23 protein-coding genes, 5 pseudogenes and 1 other annotated feature are annotated in these 21,788 nt (G+C 41.8%); of the genes and pseudogenes, 15 read left to right on the forward strand and 13 right to left on the reverse strand.

Features of this window, described 5'->3' with window-relative positions; translation table 11 throughout:
* Positions 1 to 4: 4 nt before the first annotated feature.
* Genes CL176_RS06935 through CL176_RS12865 form a run of 4 tightly spaced genes read right to left on the reverse strand, consistent with a single transcriptional unit; the run spans position 5 to position 731 of the window.
* On the reverse strand, positions 5 to 286 hold the full coding sequence (locus tag CL176_RS06935) for a dioxygenase family protein (protein ID WP_276102272.1): 282 nt from the start codon (positions 284 to 286) through the stop codon (positions 5 to 7).
* A 12-nt stretch (positions 287 to 298) separates the two neighbouring features.
* Positions 299 to 442: a hypothetical protein gene (locus tag CL176_RS06940; protein WP_162890881.1), complete on the reverse strand. Its 144-nt coding sequence runs from the start codon at positions 440 to 442 to the stop codon at positions 299 to 301.
* Positions 409 to 579, reverse strand: a complete 171-nt coding sequence (locus CL176_RS13050) for a dioxygenase family protein (protein WP_118990651.1) — start codon at positions 577 to 579, stop codon at positions 409 to 411. The genes CL176_RS06940 and CL176_RS13050 overlap by 34 nt, the downstream gene beginning before the upstream one ends.
* 26 nt (positions 580 to 605) lie before the next feature.
* The gene (locus CL176_RS12865) at positions 606 to 731 is read right to left on the reverse strand and encodes a hypothetical protein (RefSeq protein WP_276100846.1); all 126 of its coding nucleotides are present in this window, start codon (positions 729 to 731) and stop codon (positions 606 to 608) included.
* 373 nt (positions 732 to 1,104) lie between these two features.
* Here CL176_RS12865 and CL176_RS06950 point away from each other — a divergent pair, with 373 nt between their 5' ends.
* A complete protein-coding gene (locus tag CL176_RS06950; RefSeq protein ID WP_162890882.1) occupies positions 1,105 to 1,917 on the forward strand; it encodes a transporter substrate-binding domain-containing protein in 813 nt (270 codons plus the stop codon).
* A gap of 93 nt (positions 1,918 to 2,010) precedes the next feature.
* Here the strand turns inward: CL176_RS06950 and CL176_RS06955 are convergent, their stop codons facing one another.
* Both CL176_RS06955 and CL176_RS06960 read right to left on the reverse strand, forming a co-directional pair.
* On the reverse strand, positions 2,011 to 2,376 hold the full coding sequence (locus CL176_RS06955) for a hypothetical protein (protein WP_118990653.1): 366 nt from the start codon (positions 2,374 to 2,376) through the stop codon (positions 2,011 to 2,013).
* Positions 2,377 to 2,496: 120 nt separating this feature from the next.
* Positions 2,497 to 2,883, reverse strand: a complete 387-nt coding sequence (locus CL176_RS06960; protein WP_118990654.1) for a hypothetical protein — start codon at positions 2,881 to 2,883, stop codon at positions 2,497 to 2,499.
* 1,104 nt (positions 2,884 to 3,987) lie between these two features.
* Between CL176_RS06960 and CL176_RS06970 the strand changes: the two genes are divergently transcribed.
* Genes CL176_RS06970 through CL176_RS06980 form a run of 3 tightly spaced genes read left to right on the forward strand, consistent with a single transcriptional unit; the run spans position 3,988 to position 6,542 of the window.
* Positions 3,988 to 5,268 (forward strand): M20/M25/M40 family metallo-hydrolase, encoded by a 1,281-nt coding sequence (locus CL176_RS06970; RefSeq protein WP_240430379.1) that lies wholly within the window; start codon positions 3,988 to 3,990, stop codon positions 5,266 to 5,268.
* Positions 5,258 to 6,064: a DUF3100 domain-containing protein gene (locus CL176_RS06975; RefSeq protein ID WP_118990656.1), complete on the forward strand. Its 807-nt coding sequence runs from the start codon at positions 5,258 to 5,260 to the stop codon at positions 6,062 to 6,064. The genes CL176_RS06970 and CL176_RS06975 overlap by 11 nt, the downstream gene beginning before the upstream one ends.
* On the forward strand, positions 6,054 to 6,542 hold the full coding sequence (locus tag CL176_RS06980; protein ID WP_118991588.1) for a hypothetical protein: 489 nt from the start codon (positions 6,054 to 6,056) through the stop codon (positions 6,540 to 6,542). The genes CL176_RS06975 and CL176_RS06980 overlap by 11 nt, the downstream gene beginning before the upstream one ends.
* A 243-nt stretch (positions 6,543 to 6,785) precedes the next feature.
* Here CL176_RS06980 and CL176_RS06985 read toward each other — a convergent pair whose 3' ends face one another.
* Both CL176_RS06985 and CL176_RS06990 read right to left on the reverse strand, forming a co-directional pair.
* Positions 6,786 to 7,973, reverse strand: coding sequence for a M20 metallopeptidase family protein (locus CL176_RS06985; RefSeq protein WP_118990657.1), 1,188 nt, complete (start codon positions 7,971 to 7,973; stop codon positions 6,786 to 6,788).
* Between the two features lie 18 nt (positions 7,974 to 7,991).
* Positions 7,992 to 8,852 (reverse strand): MetQ/NlpA family ABC transporter substrate-binding protein, encoded by an 861-nt coding sequence (locus CL176_RS06990; RefSeq protein WP_118990658.1) that lies wholly within the window; start codon positions 8,850 to 8,852, stop codon positions 7,992 to 7,994.
* Positions 8,853 to 8,920: 68 nt separating this feature from the next.
* Positions 8,921 to 9,180, reverse strand: a binding site (T-box leader).
* Positions 9,181 to 9,596: 416 nt separating this feature from the next.
* Between CL176_RS06990 and CL176_RS06995 the strand changes: the two genes are divergently transcribed.
* On the forward strand, positions 9,597 to 10,643 hold the full coding sequence (locus CL176_RS06995; RefSeq protein WP_118990659.1) for a peptidoglycan-binding protein: 1,047 nt from the start codon (positions 9,597 to 9,599) through the stop codon (positions 10,641 to 10,643).
* A 64-nt stretch (positions 10,644 to 10,707) separates the two neighbouring features.
* Positions 10,708 to 11,076, forward strand: coding sequence for an iron chaperone (locus CL176_RS07000; RefSeq protein ID WP_118990660.1), 369 nt, complete (start codon positions 10,708 to 10,710; stop codon positions 11,074 to 11,076).
* A gap of 208 nt (positions 11,077 to 11,284) precedes the next feature.
* On the opposite strand, the pseudogene CL176_RS12705 reads toward CL176_RS07000, so the two are convergent.
* Positions 11,285 to 11,795, reverse strand: a pseudogene (locus CL176_RS12705) (MobA/MobL family protein); the annotation flags it as partial.
* A 317-nt stretch (positions 11,796 to 12,112) separates the two neighbouring features.
* On the opposite strand from CL176_RS12705, the gene CL176_RS07010 reads away from it, so the two are divergent.
* Complete coding sequence (locus CL176_RS07010; RefSeq protein WP_118989665.1) at positions 12,113 to 13,435, forward strand: ISL3 family transposase; 1,323 nt, start codon at positions 12,113 to 12,115, stop codon at positions 13,433 to 13,435.
* Between the two features lie 272 nt (positions 13,436 to 13,707).
* Here the strand turns inward: CL176_RS07010 and CL176_RS07015 are convergent, their stop codons facing one another.
* The 3 genes and pseudogenes from CL176_RS07015 to CL176_RS12710 form a co-directional block, all read right to left on the reverse strand.
* On the reverse strand, positions 13,708 to 14,187 hold the full coding sequence (locus CL176_RS07015) for a DUF2812 domain-containing protein (RefSeq protein WP_118990661.1): 480 nt from the start codon (positions 14,185 to 14,187) through the stop codon (positions 13,708 to 13,710).
* Positions 14,180 to 14,515, reverse strand: a complete 336-nt coding sequence (locus CL176_RS07020) for a PadR family transcriptional regulator (protein ID WP_118990662.1) — start codon at positions 14,513 to 14,515, stop codon at positions 14,180 to 14,182. Before CL176_RS07020 ends, CL176_RS07015 begins: the two co-directional genes overlap by 8 nt.
* Positions 14,516 to 14,920: 405 nt before the next feature.
* Positions 14,921 to 15,058 (reverse strand): annotated as a pseudogene (locus CL176_RS12710) (ATP-binding protein); the annotation flags it as partial.
* An 18-nt stretch (positions 15,059 to 15,076) separates the two neighbouring features.
* Between CL176_RS12710 and CL176_RS07025 the strand changes: the two are divergent.
* From CL176_RS07025 to CL176_RS07065, 8 genes and pseudogenes are all read left to right on the forward strand, one after another.
* Positions 15,077 to 15,708: pseudogene (locus CL176_RS07025) on the forward strand (MobA/MobL family protein); the annotation flags it as partial.
* Between the two features lie 114 nt (positions 15,709 to 15,822).
* Complete coding sequence (istA, locus tag CL176_RS07030; RefSeq protein WP_118990663.1) at positions 15,823 to 17,310, forward strand: IS21 family transposase; 1,488 nt, start codon at positions 15,823 to 15,825, stop codon at positions 17,308 to 17,310.
* Positions 17,304 to 18,065: an IS21-like element helper ATPase IstB gene (gene istB, locus CL176_RS07035; RefSeq protein ID WP_118989628.1), complete on the forward strand. Its 762-nt coding sequence runs from the start codon at positions 17,304 to 17,306 to the stop codon at positions 18,063 to 18,065. The genes istA and istB overlap by 7 nt, the downstream gene beginning before the upstream one ends.
* A gap of 120 nt (positions 18,066 to 18,185) precedes the next feature.
* A pseudogene (locus tag CL176_RS07040) lies at positions 18,186 to 18,554 on the forward strand (MobQ family relaxase); the annotation flags it as partial.
* Between the two features lie 155 nt (positions 18,555 to 18,709).
* Positions 18,710 to 19,126, forward strand: a complete 417-nt coding sequence (locus CL176_RS07045) for a hypothetical protein (RefSeq protein ID WP_118990665.1) — start codon at positions 18,710 to 18,712, stop codon at positions 19,124 to 19,126.
* Positions 19,127 to 19,128: 2 nt separating this feature from the next.
* Positions 19,129 to 19,332: a helix-turn-helix transcriptional regulator gene (locus tag CL176_RS07050; protein WP_008750788.1), complete on the forward strand. Its 204-nt coding sequence runs from the start codon at positions 19,129 to 19,131 to the stop codon at positions 19,330 to 19,332.
* Positions 19,333 to 19,436: 104 nt separating this feature from the next.
* Positions 19,437 to 19,589, forward strand: a complete 153-nt coding sequence (locus tag CL176_RS07055; RefSeq protein WP_118990666.1) for a hypothetical protein — start codon at positions 19,437 to 19,439, stop codon at positions 19,587 to 19,589.
* Positions 19,590 to 19,884: 295 nt separating this feature from the next.
* Positions 19,885 to 21,604, forward strand: a pseudogene (locus tag CL176_RS07065) (IS1634 family transposase).
* A gap of 40 nt (positions 21,605 to 21,644) precedes the next feature.
* Here CL176_RS07065 and CL176_RS12870 read toward each other — a convergent pair.
* Positions 21,645 to 21,773, reverse strand: coding sequence for a hypothetical protein (locus CL176_RS12870; protein ID WP_276100869.1), 129 nt, complete (start codon positions 21,771 to 21,773; stop codon positions 21,645 to 21,647).
* Positions 21,774 to 21,788: the final 15 nt, after the last annotated feature.

Here is a 21,788-nt window from a genome sequence, read left to right on the forward strand (position 1 = left end):
TCCCCTACTTTCTCCCGTAAGGCTCTGCTTCTTCAACAGTCAACATATGCGTATTCGGCATCGATGGCAAACCTTCGCTACCCCTCAAGACAATATCAAATCGATAGCCCAGGGCAACATCTGGAATCGTCAAATAATGGTGATAATGGGCAATCACCCGCTTTCGGTTAGCTTCAGGCAACTTAAGAAAGACCGTCTCATCACAATCCAACAAGGGATTCCTTGCGGAATACAGTTGCGTCACCAGACAATCAGCCAGCCGGGGACCCATGACCGAATAATGAATATGCGCCGGACGTCACCGATTCTCAGACGGCCGGAAGGAGTAATTGCCCGGCTTAATCGCAATAAACTCATAATGCCCTGCCTCGTCTGTATAAGACCAGCCGCTGCCTACGAAATTCGGGTTCAAAGGCGCATCTCGGGTATACAATTGATGCACATAGCACCCGCCGTATTGGCCTGCCAAATTTCAATAAAAGCCTGTGATACCGGCTTGCCGGCTTCATCCGTCACCTTCCCTTGAATCACAATCCGCTGCCCGATGGCTTCCTGGCCTGTCCCAGCATTAGTCGCCAGGTTATTGTTCTTTCCATACTTCGCCGCTAGCGCTGGCCCGGTCCAGGCTCAAATAAGGGAAATAATTTTTTGAAATCCTGTTTATTCAACTCCGCCCCGTGGTCACGAACATACTCCCAAGATGCATAACTCGTAATGTCTTCTGGCTTCATTGCACTCGTCTCCTCCGCACAATAATGCATTAATATATTGATATTAACGGTGCATCAATGCATTAATATATATCACTAAATAAATGACTTACTTAGCTAGGTAATCAAATACTGCAGGTCCAAAAATTCAGACCCCTAAAAGTCCCTATCCCAGCAAAGTCTGTTCAATAAAGCATGTAAGTCATAATTAAAGCGCATCCCACAAGTCTGCCTCCCACTTTAATTGACAAGTCAAGCGAAACTTGCTATTCTATTAACAAATAACACCCTCGACAAAGCGCGCCATGAAGCAGATTTTGGTGTAGGGCTTCCCCCTCGATCTACACCTGTGGATGGGGGCATTTTTGCTCTAAGGGTAAATGGAGGAATGAAGATGAAGAAATGGTTGAAAATTGCTTTAGCAGGTGCGGTTGCCCTGGGGCTTATCGCGCAACCTGCAACAGCTGAGGCTCTTACGGTGCAAGAAGTCCAAGACAAAGGCGAAATTGTCCTGGGAACTAGTGCGGATTTTCCGCCCTTTGAATGGGTGAAGATGGTTGACGGTCAAGAAACAACTTTAGGGGCGGATATTGAGCTAGCCCAAGCTATTGCGGACGAGTTGGGTGTGGAGTTAGTAATTCGCAACTCGAGTTTCGATAGTTTGATTACCCAAGTGCAAACGGGGAAAGTTGATATGGTTATTGCGGGGATGTCCTATACGCCTGAACGGGCTGAACAAGCGCTCTTCTCAGACGTTTACTTTACTGGAACGAACTACTTCTTAACTAATCACGACATCGCTGCCACAATCCAATCCTTGGACGACGTCCATAACTTACGTCTCGGCGTGCAAAGAGGATCGATTCAAGAGGCACTTCTGAAAGAGCACGTACCGGAAGCTACTGATTTGACAATGATTCCTGATAATGGCGACCTTGTTCAAAGTCTTCTGACCAACCGAATTGACGCGATTTTATTCGACCACATTGTGGCCACCCAATTTGCAGCCCAACATGAAGGAAAACTACAAATTGTTGAAGGTGTCGAAGTGCCTAACGGCGATGACGGAGGAATGTCGATTGTCGTATCCAATGATAGTCAAGAATTGCTCGATGTCATCAACAAAGTCATTGGCGAATTGACGGAAAGCGGCCAATACGAGGCATGGATTGAAGAGTACATTCCTCAAATTGACCAAATTAGCTAAAACCACACATTATCTCAAAAAAGCATCCAAGTAACTGAATGTGCGTTACTTGGATGCTTTTTGTCTGTGCCTAATACACCTTGAACAACTACCTTATAGATCCCGGTATCGGCTGCGATAGTAGAAGACGCCTAGCCTCAAGGCATAATAAGCAAGCCCAATGAGCACCATGATGAATTGGTGCATACCTACAGTGCGCTGGTGATCTTCGGTCATTTCTGATACAGTGACGACAATTTCAGCTGTCTTCACCAACCAAATCGGTGAAAAGATGGAGGCAATGGTCTGCATGACCGGATGGACGAAGTCGCGGGTGACGAAAATACCACTCCCAAAGGCGATTAACAAGCTCAACAAGGTCTGCACGAAAGTGACCATATTCTTATTCTGCATAACGGTAGCAACGAAGAAGCTCATACCGGTAATACCAATTAAGTCGCAGAAACTTGCTAAAGTCATGAGCAAAGCGGCCTTATTCTGGAAGGTGGTCCAGCCATAGAAGAAGCCGCCAAATAGGATAAAACCTAACCACAGATCTAGAGCACAGGTTGTACTTGCCCAGAAGTATGACTGCGGACGTTAGCGGTCGGTCAAGCCAGACGAAGCTTCGCACATCGCAACTGCTGGTTGCCGACTAGCAACCATAGGTTTGCTGTATAAACTCACCAGCATGGCTATCAAGCTGTAACAAATAACGGGCAAATGCCAAACACTATAGGAATACAGCGTGATATTCACATCCTGTTCTAGCGGACGAATCGCCATGTGTGCGGACTGGGCCTGACTTAACTCTACCAAGGCACTCTCAAAGGCACTATCATCATGTAGATTGGTCGCTGACGCTGTAATGATTTGTAAATTGCGCCAGTAGCCATCTAAGAAACTATCCACAAAAGCACTGGCTTGGGGCTTTTGGGCTGAGACTTCTTTAACTAAGCGGGGAAAAGATTCTCTTTCACCGGCCAAGTATTGCCAGACCGCTTGGCTGAAACCAGCCGGAATCGTCAGTCTCGACTTGTATAATTAAGTGAGACCATAAAAAAAGCCCATCGGCTTCTCTGCTATACTGATTTTAAGCACAAAATATAGAGGAGAGATTTCGATGAACTATACCTACTCTACCATAGTTCGGAAAAAATACTCACATATGACCTATGAAATGAGTAGAACGATGGAAAAGTTACTAATTGAGAATGCCAAAGGCGAAGAAAAAACTAACAAAGAGATTTATGAATCTTTAGGTATCTCAAAAGCCTCCAACTGCCACTGAGACCCTTCATCCAACGCAACACGCTCTGCTAAAACTTCCATAAATTCTAACTCAAGATAAATCATAGAATCTCTCTTTCATAATACTTTACGCAAAAACCCCATTTCCATCTAACATATTACAAAAAAGTGAAAATTCCCGGACTCATCAAGCAAAAAGACCTATAACACAAACCTAACTCCATAAAGCAATAAGCAAATTGACTGCAATTAATACCACCAAAAACACCGCACCTAAACCCATTCAGCCACACCCAACATAAGCATCCTATCGGCTCAAAACCAAAGCAAACTACCTTCCTAAGCCCGATAACTTTTCTGCACAATCCCTCCCACAGCCTTCATCCTCCGCCCCCAAATCAATCTTGACATAATTAACTTCTCAGCACTTACCCCTACTCCGAACACGTTCCCCCTCTCACGTACACTTACAGATAAAGCCCTCCCACCGCAAAGCACTTCAGCACCCACTTCCCTAAACTCACCCCATCCCAAACACCCCCACTACATCAACCCATGAACCTGCTCTCCCCAAATCCCGAACATTCCCCGTCTTTTCCATTAGAAACTTCTCATATTCACCCAATCTTCCACAAATGTGCTATATTAAATCCCTAATCATCAAACGAAGCGCTGGAAATCAAAGGAGAGCAGAGATTTAGGCAAAAGTCAAATAGAAACCAGAACAAATTCCAAAGCAGTTACCCAGCAGAAACCCTATAAAGCAAATCACCCTGCCTACAGCCCTCTGCCCCGGCAACTTTCCAGCCGCTTCGAACAAATAAACAGGAGGAGATTATTGTGAGCTATTTTGAAAGAAACTTCGCCAAGATGCAGGACATTGCCGCGGATCTCTTCGCTCACCCAGAACTTGGCTACAAAGAGTTCTACACCAAGAGTCGCGTGGAAGACTTTATCCACGATGTGACGCCTGAGACAGAAATTCATTATTTCTCAACGACAGGGATGCGAGTCAACCTCAACACCGGCCAAAAAATGACCCTCGCCTTTGTTGCTGAACTCGACGCCGTCAAAGTTCCCGGCCACTTTCAAGCGGACCCGGAGACAGGCGCGGCCCATGCTTGTGGCCACTTTACACAAGTGACGACCGCCTTATCCCTTTACGGCTATCTCACCGAAGACAAGCGTTATCAATACTATGACTTCAACTTCGCCTTTATCTTCGTGCCGGCGGAGGAATTTATTGATTTGGAATACCGCCAAAGTCTGATTGACGAAGGTGTCATCACCTATATGGGCGGTAAGCCTGAAGCGATGAAGTTAGGTGTTTTTGACGACGTGGATTTTGCGATGTGTGTGCATACCATTGGGGGTGCCGAGGAGAAACTCGTTGAGATTAATTGCGACTTGGCTGGCTTTTTGTACAAGCATTACCGCTTTGAAGGTAAGGCAAGTCACGCGGGATGGGATCCCTTTAGTGGGGTCAATGCTTACAGCATGTCAACTCTTTTTAACACCGGCTTAGGACTTATGCGCCAACAGCTTCGTGAAGATGTATACGTGCGGATTAATCCGGTCATTGACCACGGTAACTTCTCAACCAATGTCATTCCAGATGAAGTGCAAGTGGGTAGCGATTTGCGAACCGTGGACGTGGAATATATGAAGGTCGTGGCTGAGCGCATGGACAAGGTAGCCAAAGGCGCTGCTTATGCCTTGGAAGGCAAGGTGCAGATTCAAACGCAAATGGGGTACTTGCCTTTTGTGCAAGCCCGTTACTTATCCAATTTCGTCCGCGAAGCCTTTCAAGCCCAAGACACTATCCCACACTGGTTGGAAGACCGCGGAGCCGTGGCAGCAGCTGGGGATATCGGCGACTTATCTTACATGATTCCTAGCATCCAAATCAGCTATGGCGGCTTTACAGGGACAATTCACGGCAATGATCTGCGTATGGTCGACGAACCATTCGTCCTCCAAGAATTCCCTGAATTTCTCGTCAGCGTCTTAGACCAAATGAACGGACGCATCGACCCAGACCAGTTATACCGCCGCTCCTACGACGACTATGCTACTTATATCCAATCCATCGTGCACGAAGGAGAAACACATGAAGAATAAATATTTACCCTATTTGATCGGCTTTATCTTTCTCGTCATTTTGGCTGCAGAAATGATTGGGTTTCAATCACTTCAATTCGGAAGCTTCAAAGTATCCATTCTGCCCCTCGTATTTGCAGTATTTATTGCCATGATATTTGCGATTCCGGCTTTACGTAAAGGCATTATCGCCAAAATATACCACAAAGATAACGTGGACTTTGCCGCGAAGAACTTGCTATTCATTATGTTGCCGCTGATGGCCTACTATGGTGCCACCGTTGCCCCGCAAATCCGGGAAATCCTTTCCGTCGGCTGGGTCTTTCTACTGCAAGAAGTTGGAAACTTGGGAACCATCTTCTTCGGCCTACCGGTAGCCCTCCTACTCGGTCTGCGTCGTGAAGCAATCGGCTCAACCCTTGGCTTGTCGCGTGAAGGAGAACTCGCTTATATTACCGAGAAATATACACTCGAATCCCCTGAAGGACGCGGGGTATTATCCATGTACTTAATCGGGACTCTTTTTGGATCGATCTTCTTCAGCCTATTCGCACCGTTCTTATTGAACTTCGGCTTTGACGTACGCGCCTTAGGGATGGCCGCCGGGATGGGCTCAGCGTCCATGATGACCGCCGCTTCCTCAGCTGTGGCCGCCATTCATCCGGAACACGAAGAAATCATCCTCGCCTACGCCTCAGCCAGCCAGCTATTAACCAGCTTCCTCGGCACCTATACAATGGTCTTTCTAGCCATTCCATTGCAAAGATTCCTTTACAACTTACTAACCAAAGGAGACAACTATGATCATGGCAAATAAGCAAGGTTTAAATAAATACATCCAATTCGCGCTCATTATCGCGCTCAGCCTCGTCTTTATCCTATTCACTCAACAAGTCAAAATATGGCGCTACCCTGACGCAGCCCCCATCACCGGCATGACCTTCGTCGGCCTGTTCTTCCTCTGGCTGTTCAGCCTGCTAGGCATCATGATTTCTGACTTAACCCGCAAGACCAATATCGGCTTCCTCCAAGACTTCCCTATTCTTGGCTGGGTGTCCATTGTCTCAATGATTGTCTGCCTTATCAGCGACTTCGCCGTTAACGCCATCTTAGCCGTTGACTTCCTCTCCATTACAACACCAATTCTAGCCTTTGCTGGGGTTTCAGTTGCCAACCAATTAACCGACCTCACCAAAACCTCCTGGAAAATCCTTATTGTTGCGATTTTCGTCTTCTCAGGAGCCTACCTACTGACAACCATCGTTGCCCAATTCGGCCTTTGGATTGCAGGCTAATTTAATTAAGGTTAACTCCCCCGTTTGAACTATACAAACGGGGGAGTTTTTGGGACTGAGCGACATAAGCCTGTCTACATTTTGCTCATTTAGAAAGTGTTTTTTTGTTCTAGGTAATACCGAGTAGTCATCAGTCATTATTTAGTGGGTTTTCTTCCGTCACATGCGTAAAGGCTTCCACGCAACCAAAAAGAGCACACTCCATCGCAAAGTGTGCTCTTCGATACTTAATTTATATCAAACCTACGCCCCTTCCGCCAAATAATCCAAAGCATAGCGCACATGCAGACTCGCCATAATCGGCAAGGCCGCCTCATCCAAATCAAACTTTTCATGGTGCAAGCCATAAGACGTCTCCGGCGACGAGCTGACCCCGACGCGGATATATACACCCGGTACTACTTTTAGAATGTCCGCAAAGTCATCTGAGCCCATCGACGGTTCCTGATAGGTCACAACCTTCTCAGGCCCAACCACTTCACCAGCAATCCGCTGAATGCGTTCTGTCGCTTCAACGTCATTAATATTTGGCGCTGCAGCGGCATAATTACTGAAATTCACCGTTGCCCCAAATTGCTTGGCCACATTCTCAGCCGTCTCTTCAATCAAGGCTAGAAATTGCGCGCGCCTTTCGTGGTTCAAAGTACGCAAAGTGCCTTCAATCCGCGCTGTATTAGCTACAATATTGTAACGCGTCCCGGCTTCGAATTTACCGATCCCAATCACCGCTGGTTCCAAGGGATCCAGGCGACGGGCGACAATATTTTGCAAGGAGCTGACGATTTCTGCGCCAGCGGCTAAGGCGTCAATCCCTTCGTGGGGCCGGGCGACGTGGGAGCTACGGCCGTGGACGTCTATGGTGAAGATGTCACAAGAGGCCATGGTTGCTCCAGGTACAGCAACCACAGTCCCCAGGGGCAAGGCCGGCTCAACGTGGATGCCAAAGGCGCTGTCCACCCCGGCTAAGACACCGGCTTCAACAAATTGCCCAGCACCTGCCCCTATCTCCTCCGCCTGTTGGAAGGCGATGAGAACCGTGCCAGCAAAGTCGTCTCGGTGACCTTGTAAATAGCGGGCTGCCCCTAGCAAGGCTGTCGTATGAGCATCATGCCCGCAGGCATGCATAATCCCATCTTTTTGGGAACGGTATGCATGTTCCGTTGCTTCGCGAATTTCCAAGGCATCAATATCCGCCCGCAATAAGACGGTGCGCTCACGGCCTTTCTCATCCGCTTTCTGCCCGACAATTCGTCCTAAGGTGCCTGTCTCACCGATGGTTTCAAAGGAAATGCCCCACTCCGTCAGCAACTGGCGAATAAATGCTGCCGTTTCATATTCTTGCAGACTCGGCTCCGGATGCTGATGCAAATGCCTCCGCCATTGACTCAATTGCGCCGCTTGTGCGGCAATCTCAGGTATTAACGCTGCCATACTTCTTCACCTTTCCTACTAGGACTCAGCCGGTTCGTAACCATCCCACGCCGGCACACTACCTCCATTACTTTGCTCAATGAGAATTTCCGCCACCTCAGGCGTTTGATATAATTCCACAATCTTCAAATAAAGTTCCTTATCCACATCTTCCCCACGCACCGCGATAATATTCTTGTAGGCATCGTTAAACAATTCCGGCGCATCCGTATCAGAGAAAATCGCGTCGTCCTGGTTCAAGCCCGCATCATTCGCGAACCCAACATTAATAAAAGCCCCATCCACATCAGGCAAGGAAATCGCTGTTTGTGACGCATCTACCGGTGTAATTTCCAAATTCTTCGGATTATCCGTAATATCCCTCACCTCTGGCAAAATACCGGCCTCATCATCAATTTCAATCAAGCCCGCAATCTCCAAAGCGAGAAGTGCCCGGCCCCCATTGGTTGGATCGTCCGGAATAATAATTTGTGCCCCATCTGGCAAATCATCAATCGAATCGTGCTTATCCGAGAAGAGTGACAACTTATTCACAGACGTGAAGCCAATCGACTGCAAGTCCTCGCCATTCTCCTCATTCCAATTCTCCAAGAAGACAATATGCTGGAAGGAATTCAAATCCAGTGAACCATCCGCCAAAGCCGTATTCGGCGTATTATAATCTGTAAAGAGCACCGTTTCAATCTCAATGCCTTCCTGCTCCAAAGCCACTTCCGCCACATGTTGCCACGTTTCCTCCGCGGAATCTCCCACAACACCCACTTTCACCTGCTCCCCTGCAAAGGGCTTATCTTGGGCCACAACCGCCTGAAAACCTGAAGAGAAGACCAAGCCGCCCAATACAACACTTGAAACCAAAGCTTTAACAAATTTATTCATGATACATTCCGCTTTCTTCTATGTGATACAAGCAACGAACGTCAACAGACAAAAACTCCCGCCCCTATAAAAAGGACGAGAGTTCTACTTCGTGTTACCACCTTTATTCGCTCTACCATTGCTGATAAAACCTCAATCAGTACGGACCGCTCAAGAAAAGATCGATACTGTGGCGTACGTAACGGGCGCTTCCGTTCACCCCTCTTGACTGATCAATCGGAGTGACCGCTCAGTGGCCATTTTCGGTTGAACATCCCTTACTTGCTTTCACCAAGCGCAAGCTCTCTACAAAGTTCGTTCCACTTACTTTCCACGTCATTGCGTTTCATCTGTTATCTTGTATATTACATGGATGAATAGAGAATGTCAAGAGGGAAATGAGTTAACTTTAATTCTCCAAGGCAAAAAAACATCGGAGATACCTTCATATGAACTCAACTTCGAAGGAAAGTATTTACTTTCATCCACATTGTCCCCAAGCCTCAAACAGGAAAAAACTCATATATGTAACACAAGCATCACCCCATCATCTTCCATCCATATCAAAAAGCAGATTTACCTTAATTTTTTAAGTTAACCATAATTATATTGTGAAAAATCTCATCTAATTATTCTATATCGCTCCTACCAGCATCAGACTTTCCCAAAAAACTTGGTATTTTTATTTTCTATATAATGCTTATCATTTCATATCCTTTCTAAACAATGTTACAATAGGGCTATCATGAGTAAAGGAGCAATTCTATGAAAAAAACTCGTTTAATGTCTATGGTGCTCTTATCTGCTAGCGCTTTAGCTTTAGCAGTCCCAACCCCTTCAGCTGGACCTGCAGCCGAAGCGATGACCGTGGTTCAAGCTCAAGAAGCTGGCACAAGCCTTAAATTAGGCTACCAAGCACCTCACGGTGACAAAGCCTTTGCTAGCGTTGTGGTTGCTTTAGATGGAGACACTATCACTGATGTTGTCTTGGACGAATACCAATTCTCAGATGCGGAAGGCTTTGAAGCCGTGCCGAACGCTGATGCTGGTGTAGGTAACGGTTTTGCCGAAGGCCAAAGACTATTCAGCAAACGTGAGAACTCTGATGAGTACTCTGCGATGATGACCGAGCACGCTGATTCAACCGTTTCATACGATGATAACCTTGAAGCGATTGAAGATGCTGTCAAAGGCAAGACCATCGAAGAAGTCGAAGCTTTAATTGAAGAAGTCAATGCCCTAGGTGAAGACGGCAACATTTCTGACGTTGTCACTGGTGCAACTTTAGTGGACGCTGCTGGCTACTTACAAGCTATCGTTGACACGGCTAAAGACGGCTTCACATTCAGCTTAAATGCAGGTGCAAACGTTGAATTAGAACAAGAACTTACGCAAGGTAGCGATGAGAATAGTTTCATGCTCGTTACCGTTGCCACTGAAGACGATACCGTCCTAGGTGTTGCAATTGATGAATTCCAATTTTTACAAGGCGAAGATTGGGAAGGCGTACCAAACTCTGACGCTGGCTTTGGTGAAGGCTATGCCGAAGGCAATGTTCTTGCCTCTAAACTCGTTAACGACGAAGCTTACTCTGCAAAGATAGCTGAATATGCTGAATCAACCACAAATTACGCCGCCAGCATCCAAGCAATCGCTGACTTTGCAGCTGGCAAAACAGTGGACGAACTCAAAGCAGCTGTCGAGGAATTAAACGGCTTAGGTGAAGACGGAAGTGTAGCGGACGTTATTACCGGTGCAACCCTTGAGAAAGCGCCTGTTTACCTTCAAGCAATCATTGACGCAGCAGACTAAGAAGTATCATTCACGCGCATTGACTCGTTCAATGCGCTTTTTTGACCTAGAGGAGGCCTTAGCTATGGAAACGCATCAAGACTTTATCGACCAACTGCCAACAGCTGAGCAACAGAAACGGGTACACGAGGTGCTCACCTGGATTCACAGTAGCTTCCCAAATTTGGAGCCGGTCATCAAATGGAATCAGCCCATGTTCTCCCATGAAGATACTTACATTATCGGCCTCTCGACTGCTAAAGGACATTTATCTATTTCTCCTGAAGTGAAGGCTCTCGAGACTTTTGCAGGTGCTATTGACCAGGCCGGTTATAGCCGGGCGAAAGGAATCTTCCGCATTAAATGGGATGAACCGGTTGATTACACCTTGTTAGAAGCAATCATCCAATATAATATTGACGATAAGGCGGGCTATAAGAAGTTCTGGCGCTAGCAAAACTCACGACAAGTGTGTGCATCCTCCTAGGAAGATTAATTTCCAACTATCCCACCCTACTCTCAATATGATAAAGTCCATAATATTGTGTAAAATTTACTAGCACAATATCATGGACTTGTTATAAGCTGTTAAGGCTCTTTTTTTCTTCCTCTTTGAATAGTAATTTACCCCGAAGGTGGTCCCTTTTTAGATTACAACAAACAACTTTTCTTGTCTTAGGTTTTCCATTTTTGTTTAATACTTTTTCTCCTTTTTCATCTAGGATATATTCTTTTTTACTTTTTTGCCCCCATCTTCCATCTTCATTTATTGGTCTTACTATGGTCATTATATGAGCATGAATGTTTTGATTTTCCTCTCTACTTTCATCATGAATTGCTAGGTCTACTATCATTCCCTCTTTTGCAAAGTTGGTTTGAACATATTCTTCTATGCTTAACTCTTTTGGTAAAGATATGATAAAGTTTCTTGCAAGTTGGGCATTAGAATTTTTTCAAATAGTTCTACCGAGTTCCACAAGGTTTTTCGGTCTTTATATTCTTCTGGTGCGTGATCTGGTAAATATATTTCTTTGCTAATTACTCCTTGTTTTTTGGTGTAGTCATGGGTTACTCCGTCCCATTCATTTTTTATTTTTTCTCCACTTATATATGCTGCACTTTTGCCTTTTTCTCTTGATATTATGTTTACTGAAAAATGAAACTGTCTGCCATTTTTATCACTTCCTTTCATTTTTTGTTGTTTTAGGTGGAGGCTTAATAGTTTTTTTTATATCCACTTTGTGAATGAGCGTTTTGAAATGATAGAATTAAAAAAAGCAGACTACTGAATTAATTTTGTTGTTTCAGTATGTCGGCTTAATTGTTACTTTCATTTCAAATTTTAAAAGCCAAGGGCGAGCGTTAGCGAGTTTATTTAGGTTCTAAAATAAATACGGTTGATGGAAATTTCTCGACCGTTTTTAAGTGCAAAAAACGCAGATGTTCTTTAATATTAAAGTTGACCCAATAATAAAGGAGAACATCTACGTATGAATCATTTTATCGAAAAAACCTTCCAATTAAAAGACAAAAACATTGAAATCGATATGGATTATTGTGAAGAGATAGAATTCAAAGGGCGAACATCGCTCTTTTATCGAGGAACATTGGCATATAAACCGGAGGCTTGTCCTCATTGTGGCATTGCCAATAATGATTATGTCATTGTCAGTAATGGAAAACGCTCCTCTCGTCTGACATTAACAGCCAAATCAGGCTTACCTGCTTACTTAATCCTAGCTAAGCAACGCTTTTTATGCAAAGCCTGTGGGCGGTCATTTACAGCGAAGACATCCATCGTTAATCCTGACTGCTATATTACGAATCAAGTCAAACAACAGATTATGGACCGCGCCACAAGAGTCACTTGTGAAACAGATATCGCCAAAGATACTTTTGTATCACCAAATACAGTCCGACGGGTGATTCATGAAACCGCTCGAGCTATTCGAATACGGTCCACTGAACAGTTGCCTAAGCATCTATCCTTTGATGAATTTAAAAGCGTTAAGTCGGTTAAAGCAGCGATGAGCTTCATCTGTTGTGATACACTGTCACATAAAATCGTAGATGTGGTCGAAGACAGAAAAACACACTCACTCAGTGCTTATTTCTCAAGGTTTAGTCGCCAAGCACGTTACCAAGTTCAAACCATTACGATAGATATGTACGAACCATACATGCACCTGGCAAAGCGATGGTTTCCAAATGCAAAGATTATTCTTGATCCGTTCCATTTAATTCAAGCCTTAAATCGCGAATTAGATCGGACACGAATTCGTTACATGAACGAGGTTCGTTATAAAGATTCAAGACTCTATAATAAACTTAAGCGTTATTGGAAATTAATACTCAAACCAAAAAGCGACTTAATGTCTACTGAATACCATCGCTTCCCACTGTTTGATTGGTTAACCAATACTCGTAGCATTGTGGACTATCTCATTCAGCACGACGACGTCTTGAAGGATACCTATCAAATGGTGCATCAATTGGGCGATGCCTTAAGGGATAGGAACTGGCAACGATATCAAGAGATTTTGGCACAAAGCCGGTCCATGACACTTTCAAAAGGCTTAAGGCGTGTATTAAGGACGTTCAGAAAGTATGGGGAATATATCCACAACACACTCACACATGCAGGCCTTAGTAATGGTCCTATCGAAGGGATTAATAATAAGATTAAACTACTCAAACGCAATGGTTATGGTTACAGAAACTTCAGTCATTTTAGAGACAGAATATTACTCATGTGCCGACTTTATGAACCTAAGAACAAAGAAAAAGATCAAGCAACAAATTTAGTCGCTTGACCTTAAATTTACTCATCAACCCTATTTGACAAAGAGCCTTTATTTACCCTTGACTTTTAAAAAGCGAATGGTTGTTGCTCCCTGCAAGAGTTTGGCTCTAAAGGCACGCAAGCACCCTTTAGGGGGTATAATTGCGCCCTTAGAAAATCTAAGGGAGATTTGATTATTTACTTCTCATTTATTTGTCTTGAATTGAATGCAAATTATATAAGCCGTAGCTAGCTAATATAATTAGTATTACACCTAAAATTATTGATTTATAATCAATTACATTAAATAAAGCTAATATTATTAAAAGGACAGAGAAAAAATAAAAAATAGTAATATGGAGCTTTTCTTCTATTTATATCTAAATTTTTACTTTCTTTATCAGAAAAAATAGGTATTTCCTTACTTCCATCTGTTTCAATTATCAAGATTTCTTTGTTGATCATTCCTGGAGAAGTCGCTATCATACTTTTGAGGGAGTTGTAAGGTCTTAATTTTATATTCCCAAAACTAAGTTTCCCAATATTAAGCGGAGCAGTAAAAACTTTTAAATTCATACTATTTAAAAATTCTGTGTATTTTTTTCTTTCTTTGTTATTCATATATCCAATATACTCAACAGCGTATCTATAATTCGAATTAGTTTTTTCAAATTCATGCACGATGGATCCACTTCTTACAAGTCGATACCCCTCACTGGCTATATGATTTAAGTATTCTTCCCTATCTTCTATGGGATTTAGAAAAAATTTTATTTTATTCATAGTCTTCCTCCTTTTTAACTTTCTTTTCTCCTTTTAAAACCAAATTTCTCATTCTCTTAATTTCTAATGAAACTAACTCTCTCCCAATATCTGTGGCTATATAAACCTTTTTACCACTATTATCTTTATTAACTAATTTAATCCATCCTTTCTTATTAAGGTTATTTATAGCTCCATATAATGTTCCAGGGCCTAGAATAATTCTTCCGTTGGTTATTTCTTCAACATCTTGTGAAACTTTATAACCATAATTTTCTTCTAGCATTGTAAATAAAACAAGAAACATTGTTTCGGTTAAAGGAATGTGTTTCTGTAAATTATTTTCCATTGATAACACCTCTGTATTTGATTATCTAAATTATATCGCCAAACATACTACGTGTCAAATAGTATTTTAAACAACTCGGAACTATTATCAATTTTGCTCTTTTTATTTTGCTACTATTTCCTGACTTTCGTTGTTTAAAAATTTTTTCCTATCTTAAAACGTTGATATCATACGCTTTATCGCCGGTTTCTTTCATATATTTTGTCCACTTATATTCACTCATTATTAAAATCATGGTTTAATAGTCTTAACGACTAAGTGAGGTGAAATCGATGTATGTAACGGTAAGTGGGTCCGAGTGTATATGTCAAGTGAAAAAGGGACCACCCTTTGGGTCAATGTAACGGCTTAGACTAGTTTTTGAAAAGTTAGTTAAGAGGAAAGTGTCTCAGCGTTTCATACCTCCTATTGGCTGGCTTGCGCCTCCTTCCAGGCACTGGCCTGCTTCATCCGATAACTCTCCCCTCGCATGTCCACAACATGCACCTTAAAGGCTAAACGATCCATCAGGGCTCCCGTTAAGGTCGGATCTTTAAAGCATTCCTGCCAGCGATCATGAAAGCAAAATCAAAAAAGGAATATATCCTTGATAAAAATGGCGAGAAAGTAAAACTTAAAAATGGTAATTACAAAACAAGAAAAATAGATACAGTAGATTGAAACGAGCAAGATAAAGCAGAGCAGTGGCGGAAGTCGTGGGCAGATATTACAAACAAACATCTTGAAGAAAACAGTATACAGGAAAAAATGGATCATCGCTCCTATGAAAGACAAGGCATAGAACAGATACCGACCATTCATTTAGGCGTATCAGCAAGTCAAATGGAGAAAAAAGTATTGTTACCGACAGAGAAAATATCAACAGAAAAATCAAACATCAAAACAAGATATTAAGAGAAATAGCAAGAAGAATAAAAGCCTTAATGAGATGGATAAGAAGTTTGACGAAAGATAAAAATAATGATACTCCGAAAGACAAACAGTTCGATATATCTTTACAATCCACCACCCTGCCAAGACAAAATGATTTAACAGATATACTCTCCCATCTCATAAAAGAAAATGCAGATAATAGTAATATAAACTTAGAAAAATATATTGAAAGCTATCAATTTCTTAAAGAGAAAAATATTACATCAATACCCGAATTGAAAGAATGTATATCAGCATTAAGAGATAAGAACTACAAGAGTGTTTGTTGTAATCTAAAAAGGGACCACCTTCGGGGTAAATTGCTATTCAAAAAGGGACCACTTGCCATACCTTCCCATCTATAATAAACGTATTATAGATGGAGGTGCCAAGGAGTGATTCGTATCAATAAAGAATTCGAAGTGATTCACCGTTTTAGAAATGGGGAATCCATTAGGAAAATTAGCAGAGACATGGACATTGATAGAAAAACGGTTCGAAGAATAAGGGATCGATACCAAGCAGGTACAGATGCTTTGGATGACGCTCAAAATGAGAAAGAAATCGAAGCAGCAACCGAGCAATTAGTCTTAGAAAGAAAATATGATACTTCCAATCGGAAAAAAAGAACCTTTACACCAGAGGTGGAAGCTAGAATGAGCGAATTACTGGAAAAAGAAAGAGAAAAGGATCGAAGGCTAGGACCTCATAAACAAGCACTAACGGCTAAGGCTGTTTATGAAATCCTAGCAGAGGAAGGGTATGCGATTAAATACCGGACAGTCGCTCATTACTGGTCAAAAATGAAAGAGAAAGCTAAAGAGGCTTTTATCAAGCAAAATTATGCATTGGGTGCACGGGTGGAGTTCGATTTTGGAGAGGTCAAATTAGAAATTGAGGGCGTGGTTAAAATCTATTATCTCGCTGTGTGGGCTAGCCCTGCTTCAGATTATTACTGGGCTTACCTCTATACCAACCAGAAAAAAGCTGTCTTTCAGGATGCGCATGTGCGATTTTTTGAAAACCTGGGTGGGGTGTATGCGGAGCTTGTCTATGACAATATGAGAAATGTGGTCACTCGTTTTATTGGGCGTAATGAAAAGGAGCTAAACCCCCAACTCATCCAATTAGCCACTTATTATGGGTTTAATATTAATGTCACCAACTGCTTCAGTGGGAATGAGAAGGGAACAGTGGAGAGTCGTGTAAAGCATGTCAGACAAAACTGTTTCACCAAAAAATATCAATTTCAATCTTTAGATGAAGCTCGCCAGCACTTGGAAGAGTCCTTACGGACTTTGAATCAAGATAGTCGTTTGCAAGAAGAAAAAGGCCACCTTCTTAAATACCGTCCTCCCTTTGAACTGGCAGAACTTTGTCAGCTCAGCGTCACAAAGTATGCCACGATTCATTATCAGAAGAATCAGTATTCTGTCCCTGACTACTTAGTAAGGCAGCGAGTTCAGATCAAGGCTTATGCCGATTATCTCGTGGTTTATGCCAATGAACAAGAAGTGGCCAGGCATAATAAAATAGAGGGTTCCCATGGGTTTCAGCTTGATATCAGTCACTATATCAAAACCCTCAAGAAGAAACCTGGTGCTCTGGAACACTCGCTGGTTCTTCAACAAACCCCCGGCTTGGAAACACTCTATCATAAATATTATAGCGGACACCCTAAAGAATTCATAGAACAACTTGAGAAATACCAAAGCCTCAGTGGAGAGGCTTTGTGCCAGCAATTGGCCTATGATCAGTTGGTGCAACGTGTCACAACGGAAAATGAGGGTGTTCCTAAAAATCAGGAGGCGATTCTTCATCAGACAGAAGCAACGCTCCATCAATTAAATGCTCTCTATGGTTTGGAGGAAAGCTTATGTTAACAATCGCAGAAGCCGCTAATGAACTAAAACTTCCCTATCTGAAGGAAAATTACCAACACCTGCTCCTGGAATATACGAGTCGCGGACTGGATTTGGAAGAAGCCCTCACAGAGATATTGACAGAGGAGGTGGAACAACGTCGAAATCGAAGCTATCAAAGAAGGATTCGACAGGCCAAGTTTAGCCAAAAGAAGTACCTGATGGACTTTGACGAGAAAGTGTTTAAGGAAGGTGTTCGCCAACAACTACGCGAATTAAAGACCCTGAATTTTATTCAAGAGAAACAGAACGTCATTCTTATTGGCAACCCTGGAACAGGGAAGACGCATTTTAGCATTGGTCTTGGCATGGAGGCCTGTCTGCAGAATTATCATGTACAGTTCGTAAATGCCCCAAATCTTGTTATTGAATTAAGAGAGGCCGTCACGCAAAGTCAATTTTATCGCTTCAAACAGCGATTAAATAAGGTCGATCTCTTGATTGTCGATGAATTAGGTTATTTATCCTTTGATGAAGCCGGGGCTGAGCTTCTGTTTAATCTTCTTTCTAATCGGATGGGAAAGGGCTCTACAATGATTACGACGAACCTTACCTTTGATCGCTGGCAGGAATGCTTTAAAGACCCGACCTTAACGGGAGCCCTGGTGGATCGTTTAGCCTTTAAGGCGCATGTTGTGGACATGCGAGGGGAGAGTTATCGGATGAAGCAGACCAGTGCCTGGAAGGAGGCGCAAGCCAGCCAAAAGGAGGTATGAAACGCTGAGACACTTTCTTCTTAACTAACTTTTCAAAAACTAGTCTAAGCCGTTACATTGATCCAAAGGGTGGTCCCTTTTTCAACGGCAAGGTGGTCCCTTTTTCATTTGACATATACAAAGAGTACAAGAGCTATCAAAAATACCGAAAAGAAAACCAATGACAAAGTAGAGCTTATCGACCAAGCAGAAAAATATTTGAAACATAAAGACACATACAAAACCTATGTCAAGTTGAAGAAAAGCAAGCAAGAAAATTTTTATAACGAACATACAGCAGAGATTTTTTTATTTGAGAGTACAAGAAAATATCTAAAAGAGCATTTAGGAGATAGCAAGACCTTAAATATATCTAAATGGAAATCAGAATTTGCTAGTATGAAGAAAGAGAAAAATAGTCTATATAATCAAATATTGGAGATACGAGAGGAAGTAGGACAAGCAGAAAAAGTTAAAACCTGTATAGAGCAGTTACAGGAACAAGAATAGCGACCATCACAGGTAAAGTGGAATGAGTTAGAACTATAAAAACGAAAAGTGAAATATTTATAACTTTTCTATCGAAATTAAAATTATTATGTGATATATTTATAACATCGAGTTAGAAATATATCACTTTAAATTATATGTAAGGAGAATATGAAATGAAAAACAAAGTATCTATACGAGAAGTTGTTGCAACAAAAATTATTATTGCAATTTTAATTGCAGGGTATTATTGGTTGTGGAGTAGAAGCGACTATCAGCCTGAATATCGACAATTTTCAAGCTATTGGGGTTTTCTTTTATTTTTGATACTGATAGTACATTGTTTTAGAGTAAGAAAATATAAGAAAGAATACTTTGATGAATTTGCAGAAAAAAATCTACTCAGATGTGATGCGATATGCTTGAAAGTTTTTTGTCTTTTGATGGTGATTATAGCATATTTAGGAGGAATTTTAGGCCATGTAAACGCAATTTCAACAGCAGTTATGGGATGGCTTATTATCGGAAGCGTAATTGCAATTACAATACTTCGTACGATGATATTTTTAATTATGGATTCTAAAGGGGTATAATTATGGCATTTATAACGAAAGTAAAAGAATATCGAGAAAAGGCAAAATATAAGCAATCTGAACTTGCTGAAATGGTAAATGCCAGAAGAGAAACTATTGTACATCTTGAAAATGGGAAATATAATCCATCATTAAAATTAGCCATGGATATTGCAAAAGTATTTAATGTTAGCGTAGAAGATTTATTTGAATTTACAGATGATTGAGATACACAATTTAATTTAAGAAAATATAATATGCAATTCACAGTAACAGTAAATCAAAAAATGGTTTACTGTTTTTTCTTGCCAAAAAACAGAAAGGGAGACACATGGAAGAAAAAAGAGAAATAAAAACACCACCACTTAAACAGTTAATAATGGATATTGGAAAGACAAAATATACTGTAAACCAGCAAGGTACAGGCGAAACATACAAGGATAAAATACTAAAGCTAATCAAGAGAGAAACAGATAAGATATAAATTTGTCAAAGAAATTTTGTTTATGTCCTTGACAAATCTTCCCGAAAGGCACACTTGTGTTAGAGTGTGGAAAAATGCTTTATGAAAATGGATATGACATAAAGATGTCCTGACTTTCGTTGTTTATAATTAATTTTCTATCTTAAAACGGTGATATCATACGCTTTATCGCCGTTTTCTTTTATATATTTTTCTCCACTTATGTTCACTTATTATAATCATGGTATACTAGTCTTAACGACTAAGTGAGGTGAAATCGATGTATGTAACGGTAAGTGGATCTGGAAAATAGCGAGTGATTCAATTCGTTGAACAATACCGCATTCCCAATACCAAGAAGAAGAAAACAAAAGTTATTGAAACAGTTGGGAATTACGAAAAGATGCTTGCGGAAGATCCCGACATCATGGAAAAGCTTAGAGCAGAAGCAAAGAAACGCACGCAAGAAAAGAAAAATGCTAAGCAACCTGTCCAAGTAGAAATAAAGAAAGAACTATTGAATGATATATCTCAGTCACATACCAGCTATCACATTGGCCATTCTGTCATATTACAGATGTGGAAAGACTTAGCGATAGATACATTCTTCGCGAAGCATTTAGCTAAACGCTATCCTAGGAAAGTACAAGAAGCTATCTTCTCACTCGTTCTACATCGGATGCTAGTCCCCCAAAGTATTCGGGCCACTCACCGTGATTTGCCTTTCTATGCCGGTGTCCGTTGCCATCATAAAGATCTCTATTATCAAGTATTGGACGTCTTAGATGAACTATCGGATGATCTGATGAATCATCTTTGTAAGCAATTTGAGCAGAAGACGGAACGTTCAGGTCCTGTTGCGTACTATGATGTCACTACATTCTCCTTCGAAAGTGTCCAAGCTGGAGAACTTCGCATGTTTAGTTATTCAAAGGACCACAAGAACAATGAAGTTCAAGTCGTGATGGGACTTCTTATGGATAACCAAGGGATTCCTATCAGCTACCAATTATTTCCAGGAAATACAATGGATCAACGAACACTGAAAGACGCTGTGTCCGAACTAAAACAACGCTACAATATGAACAAAATCGTCATCGTAGCCGACCGTGGTCTCAACAGTAAGGATAACCTCGCCATGTTAGTTGAGAAAGGTCATGACTTTGTCATCAGTTATAGCTTGAAGAAGGCCCCTGCGTATATCAAAGAAGTTGCCCTAAATGAAGGTGACTGGCAGACTGTGAAAGCAAAGGGTCAAGGAGAGGTTTACTACCGTTCAAAAATCATTGAGCATCTCCTCGATGTGAAAGTTGAGTTAACAGAAGAAGAGAGGAAGGCTTTACCTAAACGCCCCGGAAGGCCTCGCAAGTACAAGACGATACAAATTCCCGTACATATTCATGTGACGTGGGAGGCGAAGCGAGCGGCAAAAGACCGAAAAGATCGAGAGAAAAGTGTTGAGAAGGCACAAGAAGCTGTTGATCAACCAAGCAAATTGAAGTCATCAGTGAAACGTGGCCGTAATCAGTACATTCACTTTGATGTAGATACTGAAGGCATCGAATTAGATAAGGCAAAAATTCAAGAGCAAGCCATGTATGATGATTATTATGCCATCATCACGAATCAACTAGACCTTACGACAGCGGAAGTCATCGGGACCTATGGTGGTTTATGGCAAATTGAGGAGAGTTTTCGTGTCTTGAAGACGGATTTACGCTCGCGACCCGTCTTTGTTTGGACGGATGCTCGTTCTCTGCTTCTTAAGTCTTTGTCTTATGCGATATTTACAGTATCGTGTCAAGAAAAGTACTGGGTTATCGATATCATGTGATGCACTCAGTCAGTCTATGGACGAAGCGATTGTGACTGCCTTAGGTCATTACCCAGACATCCAATTGGTTCCAAGCAACATCAGCCAAACTTATTTAACAATACAGAAGGCAATGAAGATGCCAGAACTTTTAACCATTATGACACGTTCTGAATTTAAGAAAATTACTCAACTAGACTTGAATAAGAACTATAATCCCTAAGTGGACATATTTTCCACCTAAAAAACAGCCTTAAAAACCGTTATTTCAACGTTTTAAGGCTGTTTTTTGATTTTAAACAATGAAACTCAGGCTTTAAATATTCTTTTTCATCTTGTAAAACCTCATACTTTATAGCTTCTTGTATATTCTTAAAATCATTTACTTGCATTTCCTACCTCCTTTT

Source organism: Suicoccus acidiformans (assembly GCF_003546865.1).
Lineage (GTDB): Bacteria > Bacillota > Bacilli > Lactobacillales > Aerococcaceae > Suicoccus > Suicoccus acidiformans.